At 29.3% G+C, this 24,864-nt stretch carries 16 protein-coding genes and 2 pseudogenes; 9 read left to right on the top strand and 9 right to left on the bottom strand.

Annotated features, from left to right (window positions below):
• Positions 1-232: 232 nt before the first annotated feature.
• The 6 genes and pseudogenes from BPP43_RS04760 to BPP43_RS04735 all read left to right on the top strand — a co-directional run bounded on the left by BPP43_RS04760 (position 233) and on the right by BPP43_RS04735 (position 8,804).
• Positions 233-2,200 (top strand): annotated as a pseudogene (locus tag BPP43_RS04760) (lysozyme inhibitor LprI family protein).
• 126 nt (positions 2,201-2,326) lie between these two features.
• Positions 2,327-3,982 carry an ankyrin repeat domain-containing protein gene (locus BPP43_RS04755; RefSeq protein ID WP_015274335.1) on the top strand — a complete coding sequence of 552 codons (1,656 nt, stop codon included), beginning with the start codon at positions 2,327-2,329 and terminating at the stop codon, positions 3,980-3,982.
• A gap of 122 nt (positions 3,983-4,104) precedes the next feature.
• A complete protein-coding gene (locus BPP43_RS04750; RefSeq protein WP_015274334.1) occupies positions 4,105-6,027 on the top strand; it encodes a lysozyme inhibitor LprI family protein in 1,923 nt (640 codons plus the stop codon).
• 6 nt (positions 6,028-6,033) lie between these two features.
• Positions 6,034-6,693, top strand: a pseudogene (locus BPP43_RS12550) (uracil-DNA glycosylase family protein).
• 81 nt (positions 6,694-6,774) lie between these two features.
• Entirely contained in the window at positions 6,775-8,268 is a 1,494-nt protein-coding gene (gene glgA, locus BPP43_RS04740; RefSeq protein ID WP_014932757.1) for a glycogen synthase GlgA, read from the top strand.
• Between the two features lie 20 nt (positions 8,269-8,288).
• On the top strand, positions 8,289-8,804 hold the full coding sequence (locus tag BPP43_RS04735) for a DJ-1/PfpI family protein (RefSeq protein ID WP_013244938.1): 516 nt from the start codon (positions 8,289-8,291) through the stop codon (positions 8,802-8,804).
• Positions 8,805-9,161: 357 nt separating this feature from the next.
• On the opposite strand, the gene BPP43_RS04730 is transcribed toward BPP43_RS04735, so the two are convergent.
• Positions 9,162-10,502, bottom strand: a complete 1,341-nt coding sequence (locus BPP43_RS04730; RefSeq protein ID WP_015274331.1) for an MATE family efflux transporter — start codon at positions 10,500-10,502, stop codon at positions 9,162-9,164.
• Between the two features lie 126 nt (positions 10,503-10,628).
• Between BPP43_RS04730 and BPP43_RS04725 the strand changes: the two genes are divergently transcribed.
• Both BPP43_RS04725 and BPP43_RS04720 read left to right on the top strand, forming a co-directional pair.
• The gene (locus BPP43_RS04725; protein WP_015274330.1) at positions 10,629-11,111 is read left to right on the top strand and encodes a GNAT family N-acetyltransferase; all 483 of its coding nucleotides are present in this window, start codon (positions 10,629-10,631) and stop codon (positions 11,109-11,111) included.
• Positions 11,112-11,133: 22 nt separating this feature from the next.
• The gene (locus tag BPP43_RS04720; protein WP_015274329.1) at positions 11,134-11,475 is read left to right on the top strand and encodes a YqfO family protein; all 342 of its coding nucleotides are present in this window, start codon (positions 11,134-11,136) and stop codon (positions 11,473-11,475) included.
• A gap of 49 nt (positions 11,476-11,524) precedes the next feature.
• Here BPP43_RS04720 and hydE read toward each other — a convergent pair whose 3' ends face one another.
• The 4 genes from hydE to BPP43_RS04700 form a co-directional block, all read right to left on the bottom strand.
• Positions 11,525-12,646 (bottom strand): [FeFe] hydrogenase H-cluster radical SAM maturase HydE, encoded by a 1,122-nt coding sequence (gene hydE, locus BPP43_RS04715; RefSeq protein WP_015274328.1) that lies wholly within the window; start codon positions 12,644-12,646, stop codon positions 11,525-11,527.
• Positions 12,647-12,669: 23 nt separating this feature from the next.
• Positions 12,670-13,848, bottom strand: a complete 1,179-nt coding sequence (gene hydF / locus BPP43_RS04710) for a [FeFe] hydrogenase H-cluster maturation GTPase HydF (RefSeq protein ID WP_015274327.1) — start codon at positions 13,846-13,848, stop codon at positions 12,670-12,672.
• Positions 13,849-14,255: 407 nt separating this feature from the next.
• Positions 14,256-15,680, bottom strand: a complete 1,425-nt coding sequence (hydG, locus tag BPP43_RS04705; protein WP_015274326.1) for a [FeFe] hydrogenase H-cluster radical SAM maturase HydG — start codon at positions 15,678-15,680, stop codon at positions 14,256-14,258.
• Between the two features lie 30 nt (positions 15,681-15,710).
• Entirely contained in the window at positions 15,711-15,962 is a 252-nt protein-coding gene (locus tag BPP43_RS04700) for a TM1266 family iron-only hydrogenase system putative regulator (protein WP_015274325.1), read from the bottom strand.
• A gap of 269 nt (positions 15,963-16,231) precedes the next feature.
• On the opposite strand from BPP43_RS04700, the gene BPP43_RS04695 reads away from it, so the two are divergent.
• Positions 16,232-17,839 (top strand): peptide ABC transporter substrate-binding protein, encoded by a 1,608-nt coding sequence (locus tag BPP43_RS04695; RefSeq protein WP_015274324.1) that lies wholly within the window; start codon positions 16,232-16,234, stop codon positions 17,837-17,839.
• Positions 17,840-17,977: 138 nt separating this feature from the next.
• Here BPP43_RS04695 and BPP43_RS04690 read toward each other — a convergent pair whose 3' ends face one another.
• The 4 genes from BPP43_RS04690 to BPP43_RS04675 form a co-directional block, all read right to left on the bottom strand.
• Positions 17,978-19,771 carry a phosphoenolpyruvate carboxykinase (GTP) gene (locus tag BPP43_RS04690; protein ID WP_013244947.1) on the bottom strand — a complete coding sequence of 598 codons (1,794 nt, stop codon included), beginning with the start codon at positions 19,769-19,771 and terminating at the stop codon, positions 17,978-17,980.
• Positions 19,772-19,925: 154 nt separating this feature from the next.
• A complete protein-coding gene (locus BPP43_RS04685; protein WP_015274323.1) occupies positions 19,926-21,470 on the bottom strand; it encodes a sialidase family protein in 1,545 nt (514 codons plus the stop codon).
• Between the two features lie 183 nt (positions 21,471-21,653).
• The gene (locus tag BPP43_RS04680; RefSeq protein ID WP_015274322.1) at positions 21,654-23,027 is read right to left on the bottom strand and encodes a sialidase family protein; all 1,374 of its coding nucleotides are present in this window, start codon (positions 23,025-23,027) and stop codon (positions 21,654-21,656) included.
• Between the two features lie 89 nt (positions 23,028-23,116).
• Positions 23,117-24,508 (bottom strand): sialidase family protein, encoded by a 1,392-nt coding sequence (locus BPP43_RS04675; RefSeq protein WP_015274321.1) that lies wholly within the window; start codon positions 24,506-24,508, stop codon positions 23,117-23,119.
• Between the last annotated feature and the right edge of the window lie 356 nt (positions 24,509-24,864).

Below are 24,864 nucleotides of genomic sequence, written 5' to 3'. Positions count from 1 at the left end.
AAAAGAAAAAGCAATTATATTAAAATTAGACATATTATACTATTAAATTATCTATTCATCAATAGTATTATGAAAATTTTATATATAATATTATTATTTGTAATAATGATAAAGTTATTTATTAGAATTTTATATAAAATGATATAATAATTTTTATTAAAATATTTTATAATTGAAATTTTGTTGATTTGAATTTATTATTCAAAAATAACAATACGTACATGGGGTCTATATGAAAAATATTATTTCTATATTTGCAGCATTCATTTTAATGATTGCTGTAATTTCATGCGGAGGCGGAAACAAAGAAACGTATCAAACATCACAAAACAACAATACACAATCTCAAAATATTCAAACAAATACTTCAGCTAATCAAAGCAAACAAACAGATAATCAAAAAGAATTCTTTGATATGAAATATGTTTATAAAGGTATTAGAGCAGATAAAGCTAAATTTAATGAGAAGCTTAAAAAATTAAGAGAAAATAATGAATATGCAAAAAGGAATTTTGATTTTCTTAATAGGAAATTTTCAAATGATGATGAAAGAAAAAAATATTCTATAGAGTTTATATCAAATGTTAATTATGCTACATTAGATCTAGAATTCTTAATAAGCTGGGGTAACTGGGGCATATATAGTGAAGTTGAAGATTATTATGCTGTTGGATATCTATATGTTGATCAAAATTTAGCATTAAAAAAAGCAAGAGAGGAATTATTAAAATTAAATAAAAAAGATGCTGATGTTTATTTAGCTTTATTCTTATCGCATTTTGCTTGCGATTCGCTTTACTATTTTGAAGAAGAGAAAAAATATTTAACAGAATGGAAAAAAGCAGGTGGAAGTAATATTGCTATGATGCTATCAAAGTATGATGATGATAATGATTACAGCAATAAAATGAAATTAGTTGATTATATAATAGAAGCTCCCGATTCTTTAAGAGCAGAAAAATTAGTTGCTGATGCTTATAAAGATAATTTCTATAGATACATTGTAAAAGATAATGGATATATAGATTTATTCAATGAAAATAATTATTCTTTAACTTCAATTGAATTGGAAGGTACAGCCCGTTTATCTTCAGTAGAAATAGCAGAAGAAATAGGCAATACAAATATAATGAACAAATATATAAAAACTTATATAAATAATAGATTAGGCAATGATGATATACAAGACCATTTAGAATATTATCAAAATTATTACAATATTAATGCCGTTTATTGTTATGACGGTTGGAACAATCTTAATTTACTTGAGTTTAAAAAGAATACATTTTTAATTGAAAGCACTATGAAAGGATTAGTAAATATGCATTATTACAATCCTGAGTTCATAAAAGATAATTTATATGCTTCATTTAAAGAAATAAAAAATTATAATTTTAGACTTGGAGATATAGATAAAGTAGAATATGCTGAAATTAATTCAATTTCTACAAATGATTTGAAAGATTATACTAAAGGCTCTAAATTTATAGATTCAGGTAACTTTGATATAAAACAATATTCATCTCATATAGCTAGCAACATGTATTATCCTTTGCATAGCGTATCTTTCTTCTTATGTGATATCAATAATGACGGCAAAGAAGAATTAATGCTTTCAGGAGAATATACGAGTTCGGCAGGAAGAGGCGGTATAGCACATTATACTTTACTTTTAAAAGATAATTTGGAAGTAGATTTTGATTCAGAAATAGGACAGCTCATTAATAATTCGGATTTTCAAGATTTGGGATGTATTCAAAAAATATACACAGAAAATAGTAAAAATAAAATGATTTTATTGGATACTCTTAATAATAAAGCATATGATATATTTATTGATAATAATGAAATAAAGAATGCATAAGTTTTTGACTATATTATATATACCTATCAGCCAAAATTGGAATGGAAAGGAAGTATACTTGACGGAGTGCCTGAAGGAGCTTTAAAAACAGATGCCAGTTTTGATATGTCTAAGGCAGAAAATGCATCAGACAAAGCAATAGTGTCAGACAGAACTTTAAGAGTAGCTGACAAACTTATAAGCGATGCGTACTTTACTAAAAAAGCTACTTTGGATAAACAAGGTCAGGAAGAATTATTGGAGCAAAGAAGAGCAGAAATAAAAGCTATTCAGGAAGCAAAAGGAGACATTAAGGCTATAGAAGCTGAAATGCTTAAAATTTTGAATATACAATAATTTTTAATAGTTTCAATAAAAGTGCTTGCATTATGTATGTATGCACTTTTTTATTAATATTTTCTAATTGAAATTTTGTTAATTTTTTTTTATTATAAAAAACTATAATACATATAGAGGTAAAATATGAAAAAATTTATTTCAATACTTACAGCGTTTAGTTTAATGATTGCTGTAATTTCCTGCGGCAATGTTGACAAAGAAACACAACAAAATATTCAAACTAATCAAACAGAAACTAATAAAGTATATGTTAATCCTACAACTAATAATACAGATATTGATATTAATTTTGATGAAACTCAATATACTAATGAATATATTAAAGGTACAGAATTAGACCCTATACCTACAGGATATAAAAAAATAGATGAAATACTTAATGAGCATAAATATAAAGCACCAATATACGAAATATCAAAACTAATAGCAGAGGAAGGACTAGAAGGAAAAATTACTGAATATACAAATTTTGGTGATAAATACATATTTGAAGATTCTACACCTTTGTTTTTGGCAGTACAATTCGGATACAATGATTTGGCAAAAGAGCTTATAAAAGAAGGTGCAGATGTTAATGCCAGAGCAAGCGATATGGAAACAGAAGACGGTATTGATATGCTTTATTATGCTGTTAAAAATAATAATCCTGAAATGACTAAAATCTTAATCGATAAAGGGCTTGATAAAAATAGAGATTATGGTTACGAGTATTCTTATTATTTGACAGATATTGCTATTGGCAACAATAATCTTGATGTACTTAAACTTCTTGTAAAAAAAGGAGATTCAAAAGAAACTTTAATTCCAAAAGCAGTACAAGAAAATAATATAGAAATGGTTAAATATTTATTATCTATAGGACAAGATATAGATGCTCAAATATTTTATGACGGATTTTGGGTAGATTCTCCTTTGAAAGTAGCTGCAGAAAACGGATATATAGAAATGGCTAAATTTTTAATTGATGAAGGAGCAAATTTAAACTCAGCTGATGATTATATGTATTATGCAATAAATTCTGGTAATTATGATATAGCTAAATTATTAGTGGATAATGATGTTTTTAATCTTAATACTAATACAACTAGAGAAGAAGCTATAGAATTATCAAAGAATCAAAAATATTATGAATTAGAAAAATTATTATCAAGCAAAGATTCCAACAATATAGACGGATATGATGAATTAATGAATGCTGTATCAAAAGGCGATATGAAGGCATTAGAAAAACTTATAAAAGATGATACTGATTTAAATAAACAATATAGTAAGATTACACCTCTTGGTTTAGCTGCTGCTAGAAATGATAAAGAAATGGTTAAATTTTTAGTAGAAAATGGTGCTGATATAAATTTAGAAGATGGATACGGATATACTCCTTTAATAATAGCAATGAAGTATCGTAATATTGGTTTAGCTAAAAATATTGTTGATTTGAAAGCTGATTTAAATGCTATATGCTCAGCAACAGGTGATACTCCTTTAACATATTTAGTGCGTGAAGTTTGGTTTGGAACAGATGTTTGTTATTATTTAATAAAAAATGGTGCTGATATAAATAAAAAAAATAAAGACGGAGATACTCCATTAATAGTTGCCGTAGAAAATGTTGTTGGAAGTTATGGTATCTTAGGAGTACTTATAAATATGGGTGCTGATTATAACATTAAAAACAAAGAAGGAAAAACAGCTATGGATATTGTTATAGAAAAAGATGACAAAGCAGCACTTCATCATTTAAATAATCCTGACGATTTAGAATACTATCTTACTATATAAAAAATAATAAAATAAAAAAGTGCATGCATTATATGTATCACTTTTTATTTTATTATTTTCCAATTGAAATTTTGTTAATTTTCTTTTATTATAAAAAACTATAATACATATAGAGGTAAAATATGAAAAAAATTATTTCAATGCTTACAGCGTTTAGTTTAATGATTGCTGTAATTTCCTGCGGCGGTAATAAAGAAGCAAATCAAACATCACAAAATACTAATGAACAAAAAACTGCTTCATCAGATAGTCAAAAAACAGAAACTAAAAAAGAATTCTTTGATATGAAATATGTTTATAAAGGTGTTAGAGTAGATAAAGCTAAATTTGATGAAGAGGTTAAAAATATAAGAGAAAATGATGGATATGCAAAAAGAAATTTTGATTTTCTTAATAGGAAATTTGCAAATGATAATGAAAGAAAAAAATATTCTATAGAGTTTATATCAAATGTTAATTATGATCCGTTTAGTGAAACATTCTCAAGTTGGGATAGATATAATGAAGATTTGACAGATTATTATGCTGATGAATATTTATATGTAGAGCAGAATTTAGCATTAAAAAAGGCAAGAGAGGAATTATTAAAATTAAATAAAAAAGATGCTGATGTTTATTTAGCTTTGTTCTTATCTCATTTTGCTTGCGATTCGCTTTACTATTTTGAAGAAGAAAAAAAGTATTTAACAGAATGGAAAAAAGCAGGCGGCAGTAACATATCTATGATGATATCAAAGTATGATGATGATAATGCTTATAGTAATAAAATGAAATTAGTTGACTATATAATAGAAGCTCCTGATTCTTTAAGGGCAGAAAAATTAGTTGCTGATGCTTATAACAATGGTTTCTCTAGATATATTGCAAAAAATAATGGATATATAGATTTGTTTAATGAAAATAATTATTCTTTAAGTTCAATTGAATTGGAAGGTACAGCTCATGTAGCTGCAGTAAATATAGTACCGGAAATACTTAATACAAATATAATAAATAAATATTTAAAAACATATGTTACAAATAGACTCAGCAATGATAAATTATATTTTGATGATGCGGAGTATTTTAGAAATTATTACGGAATTGATTTAATGGAGTATTATGACGGATGGAATGGACTTAGTTTTCTTCAGTTTAAGAAAAATACATTTTTAATTGAATCAAAAGTAAATATGCATTATTATAATCCTGAGTTTATGAATAATCATATATATGCTTCATTTGAAGAGACAAAAACTTATAATTTTAGACTTGGAAATATAGATAACCTAGAATCTGCTGAAATCAAGTCAATTTCTACAAATGATTTGAAAGATTATACTAAAGGCTCTAAATTTATAAGTTTCGGTAAATTTGATGAAGAAAAATATTTGGAATATATAGATGAAACAATGGATTGGCGTATATATTTTCCATCTTTCTTTTTATGCGACATCAATAATGACGGCAAAGAAGAATTAATGCTTTCAGGGGATTATGATTATGGCGGAGGAAGAGGCGGTACAGTGAATTTTACTTTACTTTTGAAAGAGAATTTGGAAATAGATTTTGATTCAGAAATAGGACAGCTTATTAATAATAAAGATTTTCAAGATTTGGAATGTATTCAAAAAATATATACTGAAGACGGTAAAAATAAAATGTTTTTATTAGATAAATCTTATAATAAAGCACTTGATATATTCATTGATAATAATGAAATAAAGAATGCAGATTATTTTGATTATATTATATATACTTATCAGCCAAAATTGGAATGGAAAGGAAGTATAGTTAATGGAGTACCTGAAGGAGCTTTAAAAACTGATGCTAGTTTTGATATGTCTAAGGCAGAAAATGCATCAGATAAAGCAATAGTGTCTGACAGAACTTTGAGAATGGCTGACAAACTTATAAGTGATTCATATTTTGCTAAAAAGGATAGTTTGGATAAACAAGGACAAGAAGAATTATTGGAGCAAAGAAGAGCAGAAATAAAAGCTATTCAAGATAAAAAAGGCGATATTAAAGCTATAGAAGCTGAAATGCTTAAAATATTAGAATAGTTTATTATGGAAAATAATATAGAAACACATCTTTTTAGTGATACAAATTTCTTTTTTGATGATAGCGATATACTCATATTAGGAAGTTTTCCTGTGCCGTTATATACGCAAGAAGAAAAATTTAATTTGCTTAATGATGAAGAGAAAAATAATTCTTGGTATTATTCGAGCAAAAAAAGTGAGTTTTGGAAATTAATTGCATATAGTTTTGATATTGATAATAAAGATTTTTTAGTTTCTAAAGAATTAAAGAAAAAACTTTTTTATGATAAAGAAAATAGCTATAGCAGATGTGTTTTATACATGCAAAAGAAAAAATAAAAAATAGCTCTAAAGATACTGATTTAATTGTAGTAGAATATAATAATTTAATTGTTGATATTATAAAAAATAATAAAGCTCATAATTTTTACAAGCAGATTTACGGAGAATAATTTTTTTAAAATATTAAATGACAATAATATAAAATATAATTTAATTGAAAGCGAAGAGAAAAATATTTTAAATTTGTCAGAAGAGATTATTAATGCCGTTCGTGAAAGATATATTATTATAGAAAATAAAAAAATAAAAATAGCAACTATCACTTTAAAAATTAGCCCTATTAAGGGAGTGAGTCTTTATTCTACAAAGCAATTATTATTTAAACATTATTTAAATAACTAAAAAATATATTATTATTTTTACTTGAAGTTTTTTCATAAAGTAGTATATTTAAAAAGTATTCTATATTTAGGAGTTTTTAATATGTCAAAAATGAGAGTAGTTATAGCTTCATCAGAGGCTGTTCCTTTTATAAAGACAGGAGGTTTAGCAGATGTTGCAGGCTCTTTACCAATATATTTAAAAAAGCTAGATGTAGAGGTTTCGGTTGTTATTCCAAAATACAGAGATATTGATTTTAAGGGCTGTCATTTAGAAAATGTACTTCCTACTATGGGAGTATGGATGGGTACAGGTGAAGAGTGGTGCAGTGTTTTTAAAACTGTATATAATGGTATAGATTTTTATTTTATAGAGCATCATCATTTCTTTAGCAGAGAAGGGCTTTATCATGATAATGCTTTTAATGACTATCAGGATAATGCTTGGAGATTTGGATTTTTTTCAAGGGCAGTGCTTCAATTATGTAAGGATTTAAATTTAAAACCAGATGTAATTCATGCTAACGATTGGCAAACAGCAGCAATACCAGCATATATAAAAACTTGGCACTGGAATGATGAAGTAGGTAAGGCAGCAAGCGTACTTACTATACATAATGCTAACTATCAAGGTATTTATAATGCAACAAGCACTTATAATTATTTAGGTTTAGGTTGGAATAATTTTAGCCCGGACACTTTTGAAGACCATGGCAATATTAATCTACTAAAGGGCGGAATATTTTTCTCTGATTTAGTTACAACAGTAAGCCCAACTTATGCAAGAGAAATAGCTTCTCCTTATGGAGGTCATGGCATAGCACCTTATTTAAACAATAAAACAACAAGTTTCTTTGGTATATTAAACGGAATAGATGAAGATGTTTGGTCTCCAGAAAAAGATAGTATAATACCAGCACATTTCTCTTCTAAAGACATGAAAGGTAAAAAAACTTGTAAGAGAGAGTTACAGAAGAGATTTTTACTTGAAGAAGATGATGATGTAGCTTTAATTGGTGCTATAGGAAGATTTGTTGATCAGAAGGGGTATCATTTACTTGCTTCTGTTATTGAGCCTTTGATGGCTAATATGAAGTTTCAATTTTGTATACTTGGTACGGGTGATAAAGGTTTTGAAAGTTTCTTTGGTGATTTGCCTAAGAGATATCCTGGCAGAATTGGCTCTTATATAGGCTATAGTAATGAATTATCACATTTAATAGAGGCTGGTGCTGATATGTTTGTAATGCCTTCTTTGTTTGAGCCTTGCGGACTTAATCAGATGTATTCTTTAAGATATGGAACCATTCCTATAGTGCATGCTACTGGAGGGCTTGAAGATACTGTTGAAAATTATAATGAATCTACGGGAGAAGGCTCTGGATTTAAGTTTTATGATTCTAATGATTCTGCTTTATATAATACTATTGGCTGGGCTATTAGTGTTTATTATGACCATAGAGATAAATTTGAAGCTATGCAAAAACGTGTTATGGGTATAGATAATTCTTGGGAGAAGAGTGCTAAGGAATATGTAAAAGCATATAATATTGCTATAGAAAATAAGAAAAATTATGATAAAAATTGCGGACTATAATAAAGGAGAATATTTAAAAAATGTCTAAAAGTGTATTGTACGTAGTTGCGAATGAGAATTTTCAAGATGAAGAGTTTTTTGAAAGTAAAAAGATTTTAGAATCTAAAGGATATAGTATAAAACTAGCTTCTAGCATAATAGGCGAAGCACATGGAAAATTAGGAAGTACTGTTAATACAGAGCTTTTGTTTAGCGAAGTGAGTACAGATGATTTTGATGCTATAGTTTTTGTTGGAGGAGTTGGTTCTATAAAGCTTTGGGACGATTGGCGTACACAAGGGCTTGCTAAGTTATTTCTTGACAATGGAAAAATAGTAGCTGGTATCGGAAGCGGAGTTGTTATAATGGCTAATGCTGGTATATTGGCAAATATTAATGTTACTTGTTTAAAAGAAAATGAATCTCCTGTAAGACATAATAATGCTAATATTGTAGAAGAGAATGTTGTAGTATCTGGCAATATAATAACAGCTAACGGACCTCAATCTGCAAAAGAGTTTGGCAATGTTTTGCTTAATGCTTTAGAAGCCGTATAAATTTGTTTGATAGCATATAGATAAACAACTATATTTTTTTATAAAAGTTTTTATTTTATTCAACTTTTTCCCATCGAAAAAAGTTGTAAAAAATGCAAATGTTTTAACTTTATATATTGGAATATGTATTTAAATATAATGTAAAACATAAATTTGAGCTAAAAATGCAGTTCTTTTGGTTCTTTTATACCAATACCGAAAGGTACCTACTCGGTAAAAGAACTAGGGGGCCGGGGGCTAGCCCCCTAAAACAATAAAATTCAAGAACTCAAAATTGACAAACTCAAAAATTTTCAGTATATATAAAATTAAAATAAATAATATTTTTTATAGTTTAAAAGAGTTTTTAAATATTATCTAACTAATTAAAACATCTGGTTTTCTTTTTTTGTATAGTAGGGCAGAAACAATTAAGGTTGATACTTCGCTTATAGGAAGAACTAAAATTAAACCAAGAAATCCTATTATGTTAGGTAAAGTTAATACTAAAGCTATTGGAAGTATTGTGCTTCTTAAGGCTGCAACTATTGCTGAAGCTCCTGCCTTTTGTACAGATGTGTAGTAGGCACTCATTATAATATTTATTCCTACACCTATAAAAGTGGGTATTGATGCTCTTACAAAAAAATTAGCCTCTTCAAATGTTTTTACATCAATATCTTGTAAAAGCATTTTTACTAGTGAACTTGGATTTATTAATAATACAATTGATATTAATATTGATATAATAGAAATTAAGAATATTGATATTTTGAGAAAATCTTTCATTCTATTTTTGTTTTTGGCACCGTATGAAACGCTTACTAATGGCTCTAATGCTTCACCAATAGAATATGCTAGCATTATAAAAAACATTATAGCATAATTAGCAACTGAATAAACAAGTATACCGTTATTACCAGAAATATTATATGCTGTAATGTTAAATAGCCAAGGTATAAGTCCTGAAGAGAGATTGCTTAAAAACTCTGAAAATCCATTGAATGATGCTTTTAATATATAAATCCAGCCTCCATAAACTTTTATAATTTTTAATTTGCAATTTGGCTTAAAGAAATATAATAGCCCCATAATAAATGCAATCATTTGAGATATTGCAGTAGCCCAAGCAGCCCCGGAAATTCCTAACTTAAAAACCACGATAAAAATAGGGTCTAATATCATATTTGCTATAGAAGATATTATAAACATTAAAGAAGCAAACTTAGGAGAACCATTAAGCCTTACAAATTGGCTAAGTACATAAGCAATACCCCAAAAAAATGTGGCAAATAATACTCCCTCAATATAATCTAATGATAATTGATATATCTCTCCATGAGCTCCAAATAATGGAAGTAAACTAGTTCTAAATATATATGCTATTATAAGAGGCAAAGTTGCTATTGTAAGAACTACTATTAAAGTTTGAGTAAATATTAAATTTGCTCTTCTTATATTGTTTTCTCCTATGCATTTACCAGCGAGAGCAATAGAGCCTATTGTAAGCATTACATAAATACCAAATGATAAAGCAGTGATTGGCCAAACTATATTAATTGCAGTAAATGCATTAGCAGAAATAAAATGCGCCACAAAAAAACCGTCTACAAATACTGCAGCACTTCCCATAATCATACCCAAAATACTAGGTATAGCGAATTTAAAAAATAGTTTTATACTGCTATTTTCTATTAAAGTTTTATTATTAAGTTCCATTTTGTATGTCTATTTATTTAAAATAAAAAAATTAGAAGTACGTTTTCAGACTGATACCAAGTATAAATATTTTTGTTTATTTGTCAATAGTGTATATATAATATATAATAATATAAAGGAGATAATATGGAAATAATAAAATATAATAAAAAATATCTTGAAGAGGCTATGAATATATGGAATAATATTATAGAAGATGGTATTTATTTTCCTCAAATAGATGTTTTAAAAGATTTAGAAGAAGCAGATAAATATTTTTCTTCTCAAGATTATACTGGATTAGCGATAGAAGAAGAAAAAGTTTATGGTGTTTATATACTTCACCCTAATAATATAGGAAGGTGCGGACATATATGTAATGCTTCTTATGCTGTAGATAAAAATATTCGAGGTAAAGGAATAGGGGAGGCATTAGTAAGAGATTGTATTAAACAGGGTGCTAAATTGGGTTATAAAATACTTCAGTTTAATGCTGTTGTATTGTCTAATGAAGCTGCTCATAGGTTATATAAAAAAATAGGCTTTAATGAAATAGGTATTGTAAAAAAAGGCTATCTTAATAAAAATAATGAGTATGAGGATATAGTTCTTTATTATATAGATTTATGATTAATTAAATAAGGAGCATATAATGGACTTTAAAAAAGTAAAAATTGAAGTATATATACCTGAAGAATATAGAGATAAATTAAGAGAGGCATTAAATGATATAGGCGTTTTGGGAGTTGGAAATTATGATAATGTAATGTCTGTAACAAAAGTAACTGGTTATTGGAGGCCTTTAAAAAATGCTAATCCTTTTGATGGAGAAGTTAATAAATTATCAAAGGCTAGTGAAGACAAGATAGAGTTTGCTACAGATATAAATAATGTTGAAAATGCTGTAAAAGTGATAAAAGAAGTTCACCCATATGAAGAGCCTGTTATAAATATTATACCATTAATAAATGATAGATTTAATTTGGATTTTTAATTTAACTTTTAAAATATATAATTAATTACTACAATGAAAATTATAAAAACTATTTGGCTCTATTGATGTCAAAATCTCCTCTTTCTCCTGTGAGTATATAGCCTATGTCTAACATATTTTTTCTAAGGCTTTCAACACCTTCAGCTGATTCTGTACCTGTTGATATTTTATTGTTATAAAGCGAATATTTTTTTCTCACATCAAGAGGAGATAAATTAGGCATAACAACATTAGCTCCATAAAGTATTCCAAGCTCTCTTCCTCCTTCTTTAATAGTTCCTAAAGCAGTAGTAGCTGGTATCAGTGCTAATGGAAAAACTAAACGAAGTATTGCTATGAGTATTAAAGTTAATTCCAACTCTCCTTTTTTTTCTTTGGCAAATGGCGTGTCTTTATGAGGAAGAAAAGGCCCTATACCTATCATTTCAGGATTAATCTCTTGCATAAACATTAAATCATCAGCGATATTTTCTAAAGTTTGATAAGGACTTCCAACCATTATGCCTGTTCCTGTTTGATATCCTAATTTTTTTAAAGTTCTTAAGCATTCTTTTCTATTATCTAAACTCATATTTTTAGGGTGAAGTTTTGAGTAGTGTATATTGTCAGCTGTTTCATGTCTAAGTAAAAATCTGTTAGCTCCTTTTTCTTTTAAGACTTTATAATACTCTTTTTCTTTTTCTCCTATTGATAATGTTAAAGCAGAGTCAGGAAACTTAGTTTTTATTGCATCAACTATATTAGACATTATATTTATATTATAATAAGGGTCTTCTCCGCCTTGTAATACAAAAGTTCTAAAGCCTATTTCATAACCAAGTTCACAGCATGATAAAATATCTTCTTTGCTTAGTCTATAGCGTTCAGAATTTTTGTTGCTCTTTTTTATTCCGCAGTATATACAGTCATTCTTACAATAATTAGTAAACTCTATAAGCCCACGCATAAAAACATATTTGCCAAATACTCTGTCAGCTTTCTCTCTTGCCTTAATTCTCAAATATTCTTTTAATTTTTTTACTTCTTCTTTTTCTTCATTATTTAAATTTTTGATATTGATATTATTGTCATATTCAAAAGAAGAGAGAAGAGTAAAAGCATCTTTTCTTGATATTTTTTCTTTTTTTTCTATTTTGTTAATAATATCTTTTGCTTTATTTATATTAATCAAGTTTATATTTCCTCTTAAAATTATTATATATATTGAACGCCATTAATTTTCGCTATAGTCATACCATAATTAGTGATAGGTACATTCTGCTCTTCGCATATTCTTATTCTATTTAAAATATGTTTTCTAGTACCCATGCACCCTCCGCAGTGTATCACCAAATCATATTTTGATAAATCATCTGGAAAATCATTTCCTGCCACATAATCTATATCAAAATCAAAACCGAATTTCTTTTTTAACAGATTAGGAATTTTTACTCTGCCTATATCTCCTTCAAGAGGTATATGAGTACAGCTTTCTGCTATTAATAGTTTGCTATTTTTATTTAATTTATCTATAAACTCAGCACCTCTTTTGTATACTTCTTCATTTCCTTTGTAACGGGCAAAAAGAACTGAAAAAGAAGTAAGTAAACTCTCTTTTGGTTTCAATCTTTCTACTTCTTTGAATACTTGAGAATCTGTTATTATAACTTTAGGAGATTTGCTTAATGCTTTTAATGCATTTTCAAATTTATCAAATGTAGAAGCAATAATTATAGCTTTATTGTCTAAAATATCTCTTATAGTTTGAACCTGCGGAAGAATGAGTCTACCTTTAGGAGCTTGAATATCCTGAGGCATAACGAGCATTACTATATCATCTTCTTTTATTAGATGTCCTGTTATACTTATTTCTTCTGTTTTTGGGATTGTTAATTTTATAGTGTCAATTAACAAATCTATATTAATTTTGTTACTAGCACTTATTGAGACAGTTTTTATATCAAATATGTCTTTTATATTTTGTTCTGCTTGTTTATAATTATTATTTAAATCTATTTTGTTTAAAACTGCTACAACAGGTATCTCTAAACTTGTTAGTTCATTTTTCCATTTTAACTCAAGTAAATAATCATTAAAATTAGCATCAAAAACAAGCAAAGCAATATCAGCTGCCTCCATTATTTTTTTAGTTCTCTTTATTCTTAGTTCACCAAGTTCCCCCTCATCATCAAAGCCCGCAGTATCAACAATAGTGCATGCTCCTATTTTGTTTATTTCTATAGCTTTTTTAACAGGGTCGGTAGTTGTCCCTGCAGTATCAGAAACTATTGCAACATCTTGATTTGCAATTGCATTGATGATGCTTGATTTACCTACATTTCTTCTTCCAAATATTGCAATATGAGTTCTATTTGAATTTGGTGTATCATTCATATTTTTTCCTATTATAAATAAATTAATTTATGCTTTTTAATATATAAAAATTTTTTAAGTTTGTAATTTTTTTGTTGTTCTTTTTCCGCAGCAAAAAGAACCAAAAAGTGCAAGTATAAAATTAGTAATAAATCATATTAATTTTGTTTTACATGTAATATAAATTATTAATTTAAGCTAAAACATAGCCCTTTTGCTTCTTTGGGTTACGCCTCCGGCACTTCCTTCGGTCGCCCTGAAGGACTCCCTTTGGTCGCAAAAGAAGTGTGGTGCTACCCTAAGGGCACGCTTCGCAGGTGGGCAAAGCCCTGCAAATTATTTTAAATTTAAGAAATATATTTTTTACAAAATATATTTACTCCAGTATAATAAAAAAACTAAATCAATCATAAAAGAATAATCCTAAATTAAAACTTAAAATCTCTCCTTCCTTCGTCTATTCCTTTTAAAGCTTCTGCCAATTTAGCTTTAACTTTTTCATTAGGTATACGTTCTATTTCATTATTCATAACTTTGTCTATTGATTTTTTAGTTTCTTCTTTGGCATAATCATTCTCATATTCTTTCAAAGTTATTATAGCATTAGCCTGACAGAAATTTTTTATTTGTCCGCTTTTAGCAAATGACATAAACCTGTCGCCAGTCCTCCCTTCTCTATAACAAGCTGTACAAAAACTTGGAAGATAATCTATATCACAAAGCCATTTTATAATATCATCAAGTGAACGGTTGTCAGAAATTTCAAATTGTTTAGAGTTCTCTTCTTCCTCTTCAACATATCCGCCCACACTTGTTCTTGAGCCTCCGCTTATCTGTGAAACTCCAACTTCTAAAGCTTCCTCTCTTGATTTTTGGCTTTCTCTTGTAGAAACTATTATTCCAGTATAAGGAACAGCAATTCTTAAAACAGCAACAATCTTTTTGAATAAACTGTCTGTTATAGCATTAGGGAAGCTCTTCACATCAACATCATCAGCAGGTCTTATTCTCGGAACACTTATTGTATGAGGTCCGCACCCGAAAGTCTCTTCTAAATGTTTGGCATGATAAAGCATAGCAGTAAAGTCATATTTATAATTGTAAAGCCCAAATAATACTCCTATACCAACATCATCAATACCGCCTTCCATAGCTCTGTCCATTGCTTCGGTATGATATTCATAATTGCTTTTAGGACCGCTTGGGTGAACTTTCTCATAGGTTGGTTTATGATAAGTTTCTTGAAATAATACATAAGTACCAATGCCGGCATCTTTTAATTTTCTGTAATTTTCTACTGTAGTAGCAGCAATATTAACATTAACTCTTCTAATTGCACCGTTTTTATGTTTAATGCTGTATATTGTTTTTATTGATTCAAGTAAATATTCCATGCTTGCATAGTCTGGGTCTTCTCCTGTTTCTAATGCAAGCCTTTTATGTCCCATATCCTGCAATGCTATCACTTCTGCTCTAATCTCATCTTGAGTTAATTGCTTTCTTGCTATATGTTTGTTTTTAGCATGATAAGGACAGTAAACGCATCCATTAATACAATAATTTGATAAATAAAGCGGAGCAAATAATACAATTCTCTTTCCATATATTTCTAATTTTATTTTCTTTGCTATTTCAAACATTTCATTTTCTATTTTCTTGTCATCGCAAAGAAGTAAAGCCAATGCTTCGTTAGGTTCAAGCCCTTTCATTTCATTAGCTTTGTTTAGTATATCTCTTATATTGTAATTACCGCTTTCAACTTGAGATATTGTTTTTAATATTTCTTCATCGTTAATAAATTCGTTTGCATTTTTTGATTTTGAATCGTACTTAAATAAAGTTTCAGAAGACATAATATAAACTCCTAATAATTAAACTGCTTATTATTTTTTGTTTGCATAAAGTGCTTTTGCAGAAACACCTTCAAGCATACCTAGTTTACCAGTCAAACTATTAATTTTATCATTAGGAGCATTTAAGACTATGCTGATTATATTTATATTCTCTTCTCTATAAGGAATTCCCATTCTTCCTATAATAAAGTCGCTGTATTCATGCAAAACTTCATTTACCTTTGAAACATTATTAGTATTTTCAATTATTATACCTATAACAGCAATTCTATTATTTTCCATAAATTAGATAATATAAAACTTAAAATATTCCTTCATGATAAACATTAATAGTTACTCATTTAGGTATTATTATGATATCAATTATTTTTTATTTGTAAATAATATTTTTGAATTTTTTTATTATATATAAAAATTAAATAAATATAGTTTTTAATATAATAAAAAACTTATTACTGATATTAAATTGACTTTAATATATATAAAGTGTATACTGTTTATAATAATACTTTACAAAGTTATTTTTTGTTTAATTGATGTTAGGAGGAAATATGGCAAAACTAAATAAAATAATCATATCTTTTTTTATCTTTTTATTTGTTATATCATGTTCAAACGGTAATAAGAAAGAAGAAGGAATATCGATATTTATAAACACTGGTCCTGAACCAAACACTATAGACCCTAGTATAAATGTAACATCAGATGCAGTATTTTATTTAACTCATACATTTGAGGGATTAGTAGAAAAAGATGATAATGGTAAATTGATACCAGGAGTTGCAGAAAGCTGGGAAGTAAGTGATGACGGACTTATATATACATTTAAACTTAGAACGAATGCAAAATGGACTGATGGTAAAATAGTTACAGCAAATGATTTTGTTTATTCTTGGCAGAGAGTAGTAGACCCTGCAACAGGAAGCCAGTATGGATATCAACATGAACCTGTAAAAAATGCAAAAGCTATAACAGCTGGAAATATGCCAAAAGAAAGTTTAGGAGTAAAAGCAATAGATGATTTTACATTAGAAGTTCAATTAGAAGCACCTGCTGCATATTTTTTAGAGCTTTTAAGTTTTCCTACTTTCTATCCTTTAAGAAAAGATATTATTGAAAAATATGGTGACCAATGGACTTTAAATGCAGAAAGTTATATAGGAAATGGAGCTTTTAAGCTTGTAGAGAGAAATAGAGATGAAAGCCTTATAATGGTAAAAAATACAAACTATTGGAATATAGATACTATTATACCTGATAAAATAACATTTGTTCTTATGGAAAATGAGACTGCTTCTGTAGCTGGTGTCAAAGCAGGAAGTTTGCATTTTGCTAGGTCATTTCCTAGACAAGATATACAAACATTAAATGATGAAGGACTTATAGTAATTAAACCTAGAATATCATCATATTACTATTGTTTGAATTTAACAAATGATATATTGAAAGATGTAAGAGTAAGAAGAGCATTATCTCTTGCAATTGACAGAAACTATATAGTTGAGCAAATAACAAGAGGCGGAGAAAAACCTGCTGGTGCTTTAGTTCCTTATGGCATATCAGATTATGAAGGTGATTTTAGAGAAAATGGCGGTGAATATATAGATGTAAGCAAAGAAGCATATAAATCTAATGTAGAAGAAGCTAAAAGGTTAATGGCTGAGGCTGGATATCCTAATGGTGAAGGTTTTCCTGTTATGGAGTTTAAGGCAGACCCTGGACTTCATGTAAAAATATTTGAAGCTGTTCAGCAGATGTGGAAAGAAAATTTAGGTATTGATGTTAGTTTAACCCAAGAAGAGTGGGCTGTATTTTTACAAACTAGATATGATAGAAATATAGAAATGGCTAGGGGAGGGTGGAATGGAGACTTTAATGATCCTATTAACTTTATGACTTTATGTGTTAGTTATTCTCCAAACAATTATAGTGTTTACAGCAATAAAGCTTATGATGATATGATAAATGAAGTTATGCTTTCAGGAGACCAAAAGTTTAGAATGGAGACTATGCATAAGGCAGAAGAGATGCTCATGAAAGAGGAGGCTATAATACCAATATATTTCTATACAGAACCTCTTTTAGTATCTCCAAAACTTAAAGGTGTATATTATGACTCTTTGGGTTTCCACAGATTCCATCACTGTTATTTAGAATAGTTTTAATAATTTGTAAATGATATTAGGCTTGGATTTTAATAATAAATTCGAGCCTATTTTTATATATACTAAAAAAGCCAATAGCTTAATATTAAATTAAACTATTGGCTATATTTCTAAGAAAAATTATTAACTAAATTATTTGCTTAATCTAGCTCTTAATTCTTCTAATTGTTTTTTAAGTCTAGCTGGAAGTCTTGAACCAAATTTAGCATAATGAGCTTCAATCTGATTAGCTTGATCTTTCCAAGCTTCAACATCTACTCTCATAAGCTCTTTGAAATCAGCTTCAGGAATATCTAAACCTTTAAGGTCTAAATCGCCGTCTTTAGGCATTTTACCTATAGGAGTGTCAACAGCATCAATTTTACCTTCAACTCTTTCACACATCCATTTTAATACTCTTGAGTTATCACCAAATCCAGGCCATAACCATTTACCGTCAGCATCTTTTCTAAACCAGTTTACATAGAAGATTCTAGGAGCTTTATCGCCTAATTTATCTCCCATTTCAAGCCAGTGGTTCATATAATCACCCATGTTGTAGCCAGCAAATGGAAGCATAGCAAATGGGTCAAATCTTAACTGACCAGCAGCACCAATGTTAGCAGCAGTAGTTTCACTAGCAGCAGTAGAACCCATAAATACACCATGATCCCAGCTGTAAGATTCATGTACTAATGGCATAACAGAAGCTCTTCTTCCACCGAAGATAAATATATCTATAGGTACACCTTTAGGGTCTTCCCAGTCTTTACATATAACAGGACATTGTCTAGCAGGAGCAGTAAATCTAGCATTAGGGTGAGCACCTTTCTCTCCGCTTTCTGGAGTCCAGTCATTACCTTTCCAGTCTTTACCATGTTTAGGAGCAGGACCCATACCTTCCCACCATACATCACCGTCATCTGTTTCTACACAGTTAGTAAATATTGTATTTTCTTTTATAGAATCCATAGCCATAGGGTTAGAATCATAAGAAGTACCAGGAGCTACACCAAAGAAACCAGCTTCTGGGTTAATAGCATAAAGTCTGCCGTCTTCAGGATTAATTTTCATCCAAGCAATATCATCACCTATAGTTTCACATTTCCAACCAGGAATTGTAGGCTGTAACATAGCAAGGTTAGTTTTACCGCAAGCACTAGGGAATGCAGCAGCAATGTGGAATCTTTTACCTTCAGGGTTAGTAAGGCGTAAGATAAGCATATGTTCTGCCATCCAACCTTCTCTTCTAGCCATAGCAGAAGCGATACGTAAAGCAAAACATTTTTTACCAAGTAAAGCGTTTCCGCCGTAACCTGAACCATAAGACCAGATTAAGTTTTCATCAGGGAAATGAGAAATATATTTTTTCTCTATTGGTGCACAAGGCCATTTAGTGTCTTTTTCACCGTCAGCAAGCGGAGCACCTACAGAATGTAAACAAGGTATAAACTCACCATCAGAACCTAATACATCTAATACTTTAGTACCAACTCTAGTCATTATATGCATGTTACATACAACATAAGCACTGTCAGTAAGCTCAACACCAATTTTAGCTATAGGAGAACCAACAGGACCCATAGAGAAAGGAATAACATACATAGTTCTGTTTTTCATTGAACCTTTGTATAAACCTTTCATAGTGCTTTTTAATTCATCTGGAGACATCCAGTTGTTAGTAGGACCTGCATCTTCTTTATTAGGATAACTAATATAAGTTCTGTCTTCAACACGAGCCACGTCAGAAGGGTCGCTTCTAAATGAATGGCTATGCGGTCTTTTAGTTAATGGATGAGCTAGTCCTAAATCAACAAGCCCTTGCATACATCTATCATATTCTTCTCTAGTACCATCGCAAACATATATATCTTTTGGTTCGCACATATCAGCTACTTCTTTTATCCAAGCTTTAAGCTTTTCATGTTTTAAATCTTCAAGCCTCATTAATTATACTCCTTAAAAAAATTGTTGCAATTATTATACAATAAAATCAATTTTTAGTAAATAATTTAAATTTAATAATATAAAAAATTATAATAAAAAAGAGAGCATATATAAAATATATACTCTCTTTAATTTTATTAATATTTTATTTTAATTAGTTGCCAGTTTGTTTAGCAATGTAGGCTTGAGAATATCTTGTAAATACATTGAAATAATTATAATCATCACCGCCTTCTTCTGCATAAGTAACAATAGTACCATCAGCCAACATATCTACAGAAGCAGACCTTCCAACAGAATTTACTACAAAACCTTTTCCTCTAATATTTATATTATCATCTACAACATACATTGTTAAATCTCTATATGTAACTCCATCTTTGTATTTAGTAACCATCAATATTCCGCTTGAACGATAACTATTATTATCTCCTTGTATCCAACCATCTTTAATAGGGTATTCCCAAGTACCAAACCATTTTGTACCTAGATTATAATAACCTATAGAACCTTCTGAAGCTGTTATTGTTGTATCTTTTGGTTGACCGCTTGGTTCAGTTACAATACCTAATTTATACTTTTCCCATAAAGCACTAGGGCTAACAAGAAATTTAGTATTACCAGTACCAGTACTTATTACCTGTGTCTCTTTCCACATACCAACTCTTCCGCTAAAATGAGAACCATATCCAGGATAGGCAATAGGACTCTCATATTCCTTCCAAGTTACAGCATTACCATCAAGAGTTCCTTGTAAAACATATCTTCCTGTAAGCTCGTATACATAAGAGTTCACGCCCATATGTGCAAATATAATTGGCATAATCATATATGTTTTTTCAGATGTCATTACATAACCTTTTGCAGCCTGTGTACCTATTTGAGAATATTTTCTTCCGTTGTAATCATGTTCTAAATATTTAGCAGAAGTTTGTCTAGCTTTTTCTAATAATGTAATACCTTCAGTTGTTTTTACTTCCTTCCAACTGCTCCAAGTAATTTGAGTGCCATTTACAGTACCAACTATATAATCAACTCTTGAAGGAGGATTTTTTTTGTCTGGGTCTTCATCTGTTCTTGCTAAACCTGCACCTGCAGATGCTACAATTACTATTTTATCATCAGAATATTTAAATACCACATGACCGCTGTGTGAATCGTTTATACTGCTTGTTGGGGTATTGCCTGGATTAACATAACTTTCATTCTCGCTCCAGGTATTTCCGCTATTGGCACTTACCATATAAACTATATCAACTTTAGTTTTGCCATCCACACCTGCATCTTGACCTGCAGAAGAGTTTATATATCTCTTTTCTGAGAACGCAAAAATATTGTGCCCATTAACTACAACAATAACAGGGTTTCTATAGTATGCATTACCAACACCTTGAAGAAGTATTTTTCTTCTCATAGGGCTATCACTTTGAAAATCTGATGAAACAGTGTATGTAGGACCAGTAGTTCCGCCTCCAGTGCTTCCTCCGCCTGTGCTACCACCTTCTGTACTTCCACCTGTATTATCTCCTTCATCAGGGTTTATAAGTCCTGTATCTGGATCTGTAACTCCATCTGGTATTTCTATCTCTTCAGGTGGTTTACCTAAGTTATTTAATTGATCTTTTAAACCTGTTATATCTTTACAGCTTATAGAAGTTAAAAAAGATATTATCAATAAAAAATAGATAATCTTTTTCATATAGACCCCCACAATATTATTACATAATTTAATAGTATAGTAATGTTATTGAGAAAGTCAAATATTTTTTCAAAAAATAATATAAAAATATAGCTTTTTTATAAAACGACTTTTTTGCTATAAATATTTAAAATAAAAAAAAGAGAGCATAACACTCTCTTTTTTTTATTTAATTGTTATAAATTATAAACCTACATAAGAATATTGTCCGCCGGATATTGCAGATAATCCAAATCTTCTATAATATGGTATATATCCTTGTCTATCTGTAAAACTAGGTCCAACACCTTCTTCATAAGCTAAACCGATACTTCCATCTCTAAACACCATTAATCCGCTATGTCTAAAAGCAGTAAAATTAGTTCCTTCTTTTCCTACAACATTTGTAATCATAGTCCAAGTTTTACCATCATCTGCACTTATAGATAGAGCTGTAACATTATATACAGTTACCTCTCCTGCAGGTGCCTGATATTTACGCTGAGGATAAGAATGAGCTAAAATAATGCCATCTATTGTTGTACTTGAATCTTTAAGATGATATTTTATACTGCTTCCAGATACCACACCTCCACTATTTTTATCAAATAATGTTATTTTACCCAGAGTAGGGTCTTGTACCACTGGGCTAGTTACACTAAAAGTATTTATAGATGAATCAAGAGTATCTGCCAAATACCAAACTATGCTTCCAGTATTTTTATATACATTTATATCATTTTTACCAGTATCTTTTACTGAAGCTATAAGAAGTTTACCGTCTGTTCTCTCTGCTATAATTTTAGCAAATCTATGACCATTTCCATTATATTGCAATGTACCGCCCAATTGCCAAGTTTTACCATCGTCTTTTGAATAAAGTATAGCAGCTCCTTGTGCAGCTGAATCAGCATCTCTTTTATAATCTATCATACAAGCTAAAGTTCCATTTCTTAATGTTATTCCATTTCCTGGAGTTGTATAAAATCTATCATAAGAACTATTTAAAAGAGATTCAAATATTTTTTCATCCAAATTACTCCAATCAGTCCATTCATATCCATTATTTGTACTAATACTTACAGCTAATGTTGTTTTTTGTGCAGCACCAAGGTTTTGTGCAAAACCTGCTCCTCCTGTAGATAATACTACAATATCTCCATTTTTAGTTAAAAAAGAAACAGGAGAACCATGTGATACTGTGGGGTCAAAACCTTTTGTATTTCCAACTGTAACAGTGCTATCAAATGATGCAGAATCTTTAGATATTCTTGCTGTTACTTCAGTTTTTTTTCTTCCGTTTATTCCATAAAGATCTAAATCAGATGCACTAATTGTTCTATTTTCGTATATTGCTATTAAATAATTAGCAGGTGTTGCTATTATAGAAGGAGAAGAGAAACGATTGAATGTAGTTGTAGTTCCAGTAATTTGTGCACGAGTGTCAAGAGTTGTTTGTTCTGATAAAGATGTAAGCCATAATAATTCTCTGCGAATAGTAAAGCTAGAATAAAAATAATCGGTACCGCAACTATTTAGAGTAAATAATAAAACTATAAAACAAATAATTTTTTTCATTTATCTTTTCCTAATTAAAAAACAACAAGGAATATACTTGAAACTATCAAATATATTCCTTGTATCTATTCAATTATTTTTCTCTCAAATTATTCTAACTGACTAGATAAATAACTTTGAGTATATCTGCTAAAGAATATATTGAATTTCAAACCGCTAGCACCAGTATTTCTTTCTTTTTCAGCAACAACAATTATAGTACCATCTGGCAATACATCTATAGAAGAACTTTTGCTAGTTTTAGATATTTGTAATGATTTACTTAGAGGCTCATATTGTTGAGGGTCAAGTAAACGCATCTGGTTCTGTCCAGCTGGAGTTGTTACATGTGAGAACAATACTTCATCTTTACCTGCTTGATCACCAGTAGCTCCACCAGCTTGGCTAGGATTACTAGCATATTTTGATGGATCATACTGATTAGCTCCATACCAACTACCTGTTAATTTTAAGAAACCAAAAGAACCTTCAGAACCTGGTATTGTTGTAGAAGTAACATTATTTTCAGCACCGCTATCTCCTTTACCCATTTTTCCGTCTCCACCATCAGGATTTGGTACTGCGAAATAAGTTACTTTAGTATTATCATAAGCTATAGGTTTTGCTTCTTTATATTTACTAAATCCAGAAGTGCCACTTCCTTGTGCGAATTTAACTGTTTGACCAATTTTCTCTCCAATTGTGAGTGTATCATTAGCAGTTACTTTATAAAACTCAGCTCCCATCATTTCTTTAGCAGCACCATTTTTACCTTGTTCTGCTGTTATTATAGGAAGAACCATAGTAGTACCATCACTAGCAATTATACCTCTTCCAGAATGTGTACCAAATTGAACATTTTCACCTATTTTACCACTTACACTTAATTCTTTCCATTCACTCCATTGTATTGAAGCTTTATTATCAGCACCTGTAACAGTACCAACAGAATATTTAAGCATTGATTTTGGATTTCTTGCTGAATAATCTTGATCTGTACGAGATATACCAGCACCAGCAGAAGCTATTACATATACTTTATCTTTTTTGTAATATACTACAGGGGCAGAAACAGCATTATCGGCACTAGTAGATTCTCCCCCTATTGGTAGAGGTGAAGAGAAATTATCACCAGCATCAGAGCTTAATAAATATACTATACTTACTGGTTTACTACCATTAACACCTATGTCATTAGCAGAACCAGGATAATTAATTCTTTTTTCAGTAACTATTAAAACATTAGCACCGCCTAAAGCAACTATTACAGGGTTTCTATAATAGTCACCGCCGCTTTCACCTATAACAGCATAGTCATTCATAATAGTTTTATCTTTAATTTGATCCCATGATGTTTGTAAACCGCCAGTGTTTTCTTTGATTTCATCTTCTTGGTTAGTATCACCTTGAATGCCGGTAACACCATCATTTTTCTTACAGCTTGCAAACACTAAGCTTAAAGCCATAAGTAAAGATAATAAATAAATAATCTTTTTACTCATATAAATCTCCTTATATAAAATTTTTTTTGCTTATTTATTTAAAATAAAAAATTGAAAATAGCTTTATTCTCCTAACAGCTATTTTTAACAATTTATTATTTCCAAAAGAACATATTATAGAGAGCTTTTTGCACTCTATATATAAAATATATTAAAATAAAATACAAAGTCAAGCAAAATTTACAAATTATTTACTTGGAATTTCGGATAAAAGTAGATAATTTTTTAATTTTTGCTTTAAAAACATAAAGTATAATTATAGTCATTTTTATCTTTTTATCAAGTGTCTTTATAAAATATAATTGTTAATTAATTCTTTACTTTTTTATATAATATAGTATATTTCCTTATATGAG

The sequence above is a fragment of the Brachyspira pilosicoli P43/6/78 genome, assembly GCF_000325665.1.
Lineage (GTDB): Bacteria > Spirochaetota > Brachyspiria > Brachyspirales > Brachyspiraceae > Brachyspira > Brachyspira pilosicoli.
The sequence above is the reverse complement of the archived record's forward strand: the minus strand, read 5'-3'. Positions and strand labels throughout refer to the sequence as shown.